The following is a 9207-nucleotide window of genomic DNA, read 5'->3' as shown; positions in this document are numbered from 1 at the left end:
TGTTCTTCTCTAACAACAGAGTTTTACGAACCGAAATCCTTCTTCACTCACGCGGCGTTGCTCCGTCAGACTTGCGTCCATTGCGGAAGATTCCCTACTGCTGCCTCCCGTAGGAGTTTGGGCCGTGTCTCAGTCCCAATGTGGCCGATCACCCTCTCAGGTCGGCTATGCATCACGGCCTTGGTGAGCCGTTACCTCACCAACTAGCTAATGCACCGCGGGTCCATCCATCAGCAGAAGCCGAAGCCTCTTTTCCTTCTTCAGTCATGCGACTAAAGAACCTATGCGGTTTTAGCATCCGTTTCCGAATGTTATCCCCCTCTGATGGGCAGGTTACCCACGTGTTACTCACCCGTTCGCCACTAGATTGACCAGTGCAAGCACCGGTCGCTCTCGTTCGACTTGCATGTATTAGGCACGCCGCCAGCGTTCGTCCTGAGCCAGGATCAAACTCTCATGAAAATATATTCATAAGCTTTTGAAAGCTCATTTTAATTACTGACTTATTGTTTTTCTCCTTAGAGAAAAGAAATTGTTGTTTCTTCACTTTCGTGAAGTCCCTACACATTTGGTTTGTCTTCTTTGTTTAGTTTTCAAAGGTCAACGTCGCTTGTCGCGACAACTCCTATATATTATCATAGTCGTTTTCCTCTGTCAACAACTTTTTGAAATTTATTTTAAATTTCTTTTTCGTAATCGCTTCAAATGCGAACGTTCGTTAACAGTGTTTATAATTTACCATAGCTGGATTTATTTTTCAAGTCTTTTTTGTAACTTTTTTTATATTTTTTACGAAAAAAGTGTTTTGAAGCATTCACTTCAAAACACTCTCTCACTCACACTACCTTGAGTTATTGTTTACGATAGGTTAGTTGACAATAACGTTCATACCATAAGTCAACGTACTCTGGTGAAAACGGACCTTTTTTATTATTAATCCAATCGACTAGAATCTCAACATTCGCCTTCAAAATTTGATCGATTTCTTTTGAATAATGCATTTGTCGGCGGTGTTGTTCATATTCGTCGACATCTAATAGTCTTTTTTCACCATCCGGGAATATTTTAATATCTAAATCATAATCAATGTATTTTAACGCTTCTTTATCTAATACATAGGGAGAAGCTAGATTACAATAGTATGATATTCCTTTTTGACGAATCATGGTTACTACATTAAACCAGTAATGTTTATGATAATATAACAATGCTGGTTCTCTTGTTAGCCAACGTCTTCCATCCGCTTCGGTTACTAAAGTATGATCATTACAAGCGATAATTGCTTGGTCACTTGTTTTTAATACCATACTATCTCTCCACGTACGATGAAGACTGCCATCATGTTTATAACTCTTGACAGTGATGAATTCTCCTTCTCTTGGATTTTGCATCACGAGTCCAACCTTCTATATCGATTTTAGAAAAGCTCCCTTTTCTTTACATTCATTCTCGATTGTAGTATAGCACATTTCATCGCTTGTGTGAATATCTACTACTTATTATTCTCGAGTTGCCCTGATACATGTTCCCATAATTTTGTTTGTACTTTTGAAAAGGGCATTTTATAGAACTCTTCTGCTTCTACCCATCTTAATTCTCTATCACTTAATTCTTCTATTTCATCATATGATTGTACTTGATATTTTGTTAATTCAATTTCCCATTTTTGATGACTGAAAATATGTTTAACTTCACCCTTCAATTTCTTACCTTTTTGAATCTTTAGTTGATAAATTGATTCAAATTGCGTTTCTAACGGGATATTTTTATTTGGATAGTCTTCAAGATCTTCTGCTATTTCATCTAATAAACTCAATTGTTGTTCTGTAGGTGTATAATCTCTTATTAATGGAAAATGCCAAAATCCACTTAATAAATCTGCATAAGTATTTTTCTCTAACAAATATTGTCCTTTATCATTTTGAATGACAAATGCTTGCCACTTCATTGGTACTGGCTTTTTCTTAGGAATTTTAACTGGATATAAATGCATTGTACCATTTAAATACGCTGCACTAAATTCTTTTACCGGACTATCTTCTGGATGTGGTGTTACTGGTGACTCAATATCTGACCCTAAATCCATCAATGCTTGGTTAAAGTCTCCAGGTCGCTCTTTTGAAATAATTTTTTCTGCAACTGCTTGAAATACTTTTCTGTTAGATGGGTTACCGATATCTAATCCTATTTCAAATAATCGGCTAATAACACGCATTAAGTTTCCATCCACTGCTGGTTCTGGTAAATTAAAAGCAATACTAGCAATCGCTCCTGCTGTATACGGTCCAATTCCTTTTAGAGTTTGAATTTCTTCCATAGTATCTGGGAATTTACCATTATATTCTTCCATTATTTGCTGAGCAGCTTTTTGCATATTTCTGACTCTTGAATAATACCCCAAGCCTTCCCACACTTTAAGCAATTCTTCTTCTTGTGCGTTTGCTAAAGACTCAATCGTAGGGAAAGTTTCTAGAAAACGATAGTAATACGGAATCACTGTATCAACTCTTGTTTGTTGCAGCATGATTTCGCTCACCCATATATGATAAGGATTATTCGAATGTCTCCACGGTAAATCTCTCTTTTCTTTGTCATACCATGCTAATAGTTTTTCCTGAAATGAAGTAATTTTCTCTTCAGACCACATTTTAATTCCATATTGCTCTAAATCCATTCTTCACTCTCCCATTTCAACTTTTCAATCGCTTCATCTATAGCAGAACTACTAAAACCTTTTTGATATAATTTTCCTTTTAATTGATACCAAACTTGTGAATCTGTCGCTTCATATTTAGAAAGTAAAGTTTTCAAAATTCTCTCACCTTGTTTCATCACTAGTTCTTCTTCATTCTCTTCTTGCTTTTCAAATGTCAATTTTGAAATTACAGATTGTACGATATCTAAATCATATCCTCTTTGCATTAAAAAGCCATACACTTTTTGTTTCACTGTCTTAACAGGTGCATTTCCTTGTCGGTCGACATATTTTTGTGCAATTTCTATTGCTTGATCTAATTGTGTCGCTTCATCAAACTCCGCTAAAGCTTTTTGAATAATAGAGTCATTCACACCTTTTTTCTTTAATTCAAACGCTACAGCTTTTGGCCCCTTTTTCTGTAATGCAAAATTTTCTCGCACATAACTTTCTGCATAAAACTGATCATTGACAAATCCATGATCCATTAATTGTTGTAGAACTTGATTAATTACTTCATCAGACAAGTCTAACTTTTCAAGCTTTTCATATACTTCTTTTGCTGTTCTAAGCTTAAAATTTAAAAAATGCAACGCTTTTTGATAGGCGTTTTGATACTGTGTTTCCTGTTCAATTTCACGGATTGTATCTTGCGTTAATTCTGTTCCTTTTGTTAATGCGAACTTTAATAAAGTAGCTTCATCTACTCCAAATGCAAATTCATCATTAATGTAAATATTAAAACGATTTTGTTTTTTCTTTTGCACTTCAATTTTAGTTATTTGCATGATATCCCCCGCTTTCTATTTTCCTATCTATTGTATCAAAATTTTATCATTTTCGATATGAATACCTATTATAATCTCACACAAAAGGCAAAAAGCTCAAAATTAACGTCACGCTAATTTTGAGCTTTATTTGAATCATTTATTCAATTACTGATAAATCGTATTTTAATTACTCTTCATCACGTTTTTTGCCTGGAACTAATAATCCAAGAGATGCAAAAATTGCTGTTGCAGCAGCACCAAAAATTGATACTTCATTTCCTGTACCTGTATTTGGTAATTCTTGTTGTTTAGTTGCTACAGTTGTTCCTGTTGCAACTTCTGGATTTACTTTTCCTGGTTCAGCAATTTCAGCTGGTGTACCTGGTGTTGCTGGGTTAGTTCCTTCACCTGGTTTAGCTGGTTGTGCTGGGTTATTTGGAGTTTCTTCTCCTGGTTTAGCTGGCTGCGCTGGGTTATTTGGAGTTTCTTCTCCTTGCTTAGCTGGCTGTGCTGGGTTATTTGGAGTTTCTTCTCCTGGCTTAGCTGGCTGTGCTGGGTTATTTGGAGTTAAGTTTTTGTTTTTATCGTTTTCTTTAACTTCTTTATAAACATATGTTACTTCTGTAGTCTTACCTGCTTCAACATCTCCAGTTTCATTACCTTTAGTTGATGCTGGTACTAATTCGTATACTTTTCCTTCTGCAGTTGTGATACGAGTTGGTTTCATTCCGTTATCAGAAGTATCGTATTTTGATCCTGGTTTACCGTCTTTAGTGTCAATAGCGTCAGTTTGAAGTGTGTTTCCAGCTTCGTCTACGTAGTGAACGACTACTTGTCCTGCTTTTTCGTATACATAAGTGATTTCTGTAGTACCTTCTACAACAGCACCGTTTTCTGGTTTAGAACCTTCTTTAAGTTCTTTAGCTGTTAAGTAGTAAACAGTTCCATCTTTTTGGATTTTCTCTGTTTTTTGTCAGTTGTATCATATTTTTCACTTAGTGATCCATTTTCTACATCTTTAGTATCTGCAGCTAATGTGTTTCCTTCTGTATCAACGTAGTGAACGACTACATTACCAGTGATTTCTTTGTACACGTAAGTTACTTCTATAGTTTCTCCAGCTTTAACTTTACCTGTTTCATCACCTTTAGTTGATTGTGGGATTAATTCGTATACTTTTCCTTCTAGAGTAGTGATACGGTTTGGTTTCATGTCGTTATCAGCAGTATTGTACGTTGCACCTGGTTTACCGTCTTTTGTAGAAACAGCATTCACTTGAATAATGTTACCTTTTTCATCAGTGTACTTAACGACTACTTGTCCTGCTTTTTCATAAACATAAGTTACTTCAGTTTTACCTTCAACTACGTTTCCGTTTTCTGGTTTAGAGCCATCTTTAACAGCTTTTTCTGTTAAATAGTAAACAGTTCCGTCTTTTTCAATTTTCTCTGGTTTATTGTCAGTCGTGTCGTATTTAGCGTTTAGAGAAGCACCTTTAGTATCTTCTTTGTCTTCTGCGATTACGTTACCTTCTGTATCAACGTAGTGAACTACTACATCACCAGTTACTTCTTTATAAACATATGTTACTTCTTTAGTTTCTCCAGTAGCAACTTTACCAGTTTCTTCTCCTTTAGTTGCTGTTGGTACTAATTCGTATACTTTTCCTTCTGCAGTTGTGATACGAGTTGGTTTCATTCCATTATCAGAAGCGTTGTAGTCTGATCCTGGTTTTCCATCTACAGTGTCTTTTGCTCCTGAAGCAACATTTGCGCCATTCGCATCAACACCTACTAATGGAGTTCCATCTTCTGTTTGGTAGTTAACGACTACTTGTCCTGCTTTTTCATATACATAAGTTACTGTAGTTGTACCTTCAACAACATCTCCAGTAGCTGGTTTAGAATCATCTTTAAGTTCTTTAGTTGTTAGGTAGTATTTAACACCATCTTTAGTGATTTCATCTTTTTTGTGGTCTGCTGTGTCGTATTTAACGTTTAGAGAAGCATCTGTTTCATCTTTTTCGTCTTCAGCAAGTGTGTTACCTTCAGCATCTTCATACTTAACAACAACATTACCTTTAACTTCTTTATAAACGTATGTTACTTCTTTAGTTTGACCTGAAACTACAGTACCAGTTTCGTCACCTTTAGTCGCTGTTGGTACTAGTTCGTATACTTTTCCTTCTGCTGTTGTAATACGGTTTGGTTTCATTCCGTTATTTGCAGTGTTGAATTCAGAACCTGGTTTTCCATTGTCAGTATTTTTAGCACCTGAAGCAATATCTTTACCGTCTGCAGTACCTGTTAATGGAGTTCCATCTTCTGTTTGGTAGTTAACGATTACTGATCCAGCTTTTTCATAAACGTAAGTTACATCAGTTTTACCTTCTACTACATTTCCAGTTTCTGGTTTAGAACCATCTTTAAGGCCAGCTTTTGTAATGTAGTATACAGTTCCGTCTTCTGCAGTGATTTTTTCTGGTTTATTATCAACAGCAGTGTCATATCTTTCACTTAGAGATGCACCTTTAAGGTCATCTTTGTCAGCTGCGATTGTTTTACCTTCTGTGTCAACATAGTGAACTACTACGTCACCAGTAACTTCTTTATAAACATATGTTACTTCTTTAGTTTCTCCAGCTACTACTGTACCTGTTTCGGCACCTTTAGTTGATGCTGGTACTAGCTCGTATACTTTTCCTTCTGCAGTTGTGATACGGTTTGGTTTCATTCCGTTATCTGCAGTGTCATATGCTGATCCTGGTCTTCCGTCTACAGTGTCTTTAGCACCTGAAGCTACATTCGCACCTGCTGCATCAACACCTACTAATGGAGTTCCGTCTTCTGTTTGGTAGTTAACTACTACTTGCCCAGCTTTTTCGTAAACATAAGTTACTGTAGTTGTTCCTTCAACAACATCTCCAGTAGCTGGTTTAGAATCATCTTTAAGCTCTTTAGCTGTTAGGTAGTATTTAACACCATCTTTAGTAATTTCATCTTTTTTGTGGTCTGCTGTATCATATTTAGCGTTTAGAGAAGCATCTGTTTCGTCTTTTTCGTCTTCAGCAAGTACGTTACCTTCAGTATCTTCATACTTAACGACTACATTACCTTTAACTTCTTTATAAACGTATGTTACTTCTTTAGTTTCTCCAGCAACAACTTTACCAGTTTCTTCACCTTTAGTTGCTGTTGGTACTAGTTCGTATACTTTTCCTTCTGCAGTTGTGATACGGTTTGGTTTCATTCCGTTGTCTGCAGTATTGTAGTCAGTTCCTGCTTTAGCGTCTGTTGTGTCTTTAGCACCTGATTCTACATTAGCACCATCTGCAGTTCCTACTAATGGTGTTCCGTCTTCTGTTTGGTAGTTAACGATTACTGATCCAGCTTTTTCGTAAACGTAAGTTACTGTAGTTGTTCCTTCTACTACGTCTCCTGTTGCTGGTTTAGAACCATCTTTTAGAGCTTTCTCTGTTAGGTAGTATTTAACACCATCTTTTTCGATAGATTCTTTTTTGTGATCAGCTGTGTCGTATTTAACATTTAGAGAAGCGTCAGTTTCGTCTTGTTCATCATCAGCAAGTATGTTACCTTCAGTATCTTCATACTTAACAACAACATTACCTTTAACTTCTTTATAAACATATGTTACTTCTTTAGTTGTTCCTGATTCAACTTCACCTGTTTCTTCACCTTCAGTTGATTCTGGAACTAATTGGTAAACTTTTCCTTCTGCAGTTTTAATACGAGTTGGTTTTAGCCCATTATCTGCAGTGTTATAAGCTGTTCCTGGTTTTCCGTTATCAACATCTTTAGTGCCTGAAGCTACAGTTTTGCTTTCATCACCAACTACTGTACCTGTAAGAGCTGTTCCATCTTCAGTTTTGTAGTTAACGATTACTGATCCAGCTTTTTCATAGATATAAGTTACTTTTGTAACACCTTCTACTACTGTACCTTCTTCAGCTGGTGATGTAGTTTCTTGATCGTTTACAGCAGTTTTAGTGTTTACTTCGTTTAGGTAGTAAACATTTCCAGCTGCATCTGTAAGTGTCGTAGGTTTTTCAGCTTCATTTTTTTTAGTGTTATATGCTACATTTTTAGGAGTTCTAACAGTTTTATCTTCTACTACTACTTCTTGTCCATTAGCATCAACATAGTAGTGTTCAGTTACTACTTCCACTACTGTTTCAGGAGTATCAGTGTAAGGAGCTTTTAATTCTGTTCCATCCTCTGTTTGGTAGTTAACGACTACAGAACCTTTTTTCTCTACTTCACGAGTTTTTTCTTCTGCATAAGTGTAAGTGATTGTTGTAGTACCACTTGCTAAACGATATGCACGAAGTGGAGTGATTTCGTCACGATAAGAATACTCTTCAACATCCGGCGAAGGACTATTTAATTTAAGAACAAAATCAGGAGTATCTTCTATAGTACTTGAATCTGATTCAGAAACGCTTTCTATATCAGCTATTATATCAGTTGTAGGTCTTCCTTTATCATCAACTTGATCTCCCTTATCAGCAATAATCGCGTTAGGATCACCAGCTTTTGCCCCTATTCCTAAAGAAATATATCGTTTGAAATTAAAGAGGTTATCTTCAAATCCTTTTTCTTGAAGATATGCAAGATATCCTTTTACAAGAGTTTTGTTTGCTACTCCTGTTAAAGTATCTGGAGCCGCTTTAAAGTTTTGTACCATTGCATATGTTCTTTTTACAGTAGCCCCAGATCCATCTTTATCATCTGCTACATTATCACTAGATGTCAATTGTATACTTGCTGTTAAAGCGAAACTCTCAGCTTTAGCTGTTACATAGGTATTTTTCTCAAGGACGAAAACATAGTCTCCTTCTTTGATTCCACCGTCAGTAGTTACATTAGCTGAAGTGAAGTCTTTTGCTGCAGCTTCTCCAGCTTTGAAAGCTTCTACCATCTTAGCATCAGAAGTGATTGCACCTGAATCAGCTTGTACATATTTACCATATGTTCCTTTTCCTATTTGCTCAACGATCCAAGCTTTTCCACCAGCTTTTACAGTATCATAAGTGATTTTACCTTCTGCATTACTTAATCCTTCTGGAGTAAGTTTCGCGGTTACATCACCTAGAGTTGTGTCAGAGTATACTCCTCCACCGTTTCCAGTAGTTTCAACTTTAGGTTCTCCGATTAGGTGGTAAGTTTTCCCATCTTTTTCGATTGTTGCTTTCTTACCATTTTCTTTAGCGTCGTTTAGGTCGCTATCTTCTGCATCGCCACCAGTAGTTTCTTTGAAAACTTCTCCTGATTTACCGTATACATCGTATGGTGTTTCGATAGTTTTATCAGCACCAGAATTTTGGTTTTTGTTTTCTTCTAATACAGTATTTCCTTCAGCAGTTACATATTTGTAATCTACTTTTCCAGTTTTAGTAATTGTATTTGTTCCCTCTGCAGTTGGATCAGTTGAAAATTGCCTACCTGCATCTGGGTTCTGAATATTAGCTGTATCTACAATTACTGATCCCTTATCATTAGAAATCGTTGTTGTGTTGTCGCTGTTTTCTGTCATCGCTGCTTCTACAGTACTCGTTACAGAAGTTAACGCTACTGTCGCACCTAATAATAATGCAACTGTACCAATTTTTACTGAACCGGTACCGTTTTTTAGTTTTCTAATTGAAAATTTATCTTTTTTATTAATAAACATGTTTTTTCCCCTTTTCTTAAAATTTTATATCTTGTCAGAAATTGCACAAAA

The 9207-nt window shown here is 36.1% G+C and carries 4 protein-coding genes, 1 pseudogene and 1 other annotated feature; all 5 genes and pseudogenes read right to left on the bottom strand.

Annotation, left to right across the window (positions count from 1 at the left end):
• Positions 1-425 (bottom strand) — a sequence feature (16S ribosomal RNA rRNA prediction is too short).
• 426 nt (positions 426-851) lie between these two features.
• Positions 852-1391 carry a nucleoside tri-diphosphate phosphatase gene (gene ntdP / locus HMPREF0446_RS00370; RefSeq protein ID WP_020991225.1) on the bottom strand — a complete coding sequence of 180 codons (540 nt, stop codon included), beginning with the start codon at positions 1389-1391 and terminating at the stop codon, positions 852-854.
• A 101-nt stretch (positions 1392-1492) separates the two neighbouring features.
• A complete protein-coding gene (mutY, locus tag HMPREF0446_RS00365) occupies positions 1493-2674 on the bottom strand; it encodes an A/G-specific adenine glycosylase (protein WP_006703748.1) in 1182 nt (393 codons plus the stop codon).
• Positions 2665-3483, bottom strand: coding sequence for a recombination regulator RecX (gene recX / locus HMPREF0446_RS00360; protein ID WP_006703749.1), 819 nt, complete (start codon positions 3481-3483; stop codon positions 2665-2667). Before recX ends, mutY begins: the two co-directional genes overlap by 10 nt.
• Before the next feature lie 169 nt (positions 3484-3652).
• A complete protein-coding gene (locus HMPREF0446_RS08840; protein WP_407635479.1) occupies positions 3653-3832 on the bottom strand; it encodes an LPXTG cell wall anchor domain-containing protein in 180 nt (59 codons plus the stop codon).
• 219 nt (positions 3833-4051) lie between these two features.
• Positions 4052-9156: pseudogene (locus HMPREF0446_RS00355) on the bottom strand (MucBP domain-containing protein); the annotation flags it as partial.
• Positions 9157-9207 lie beyond the last annotated feature (51 nt).

The sequence above is a fragment of the Granulicatella elegans ATCC 700633 genome, assembly GCF_000162475.2.
In the GTDB taxonomy this organism is placed as follows: Bacteria; Bacillota; Bacilli; order Lactobacillales; family Aerococcaceae; genus Granulicatella; species Granulicatella elegans.
The sequence above is the reverse complement of the archived record's forward strand: the minus strand, read 5'-3'. Positions and strand labels throughout refer to the sequence as shown.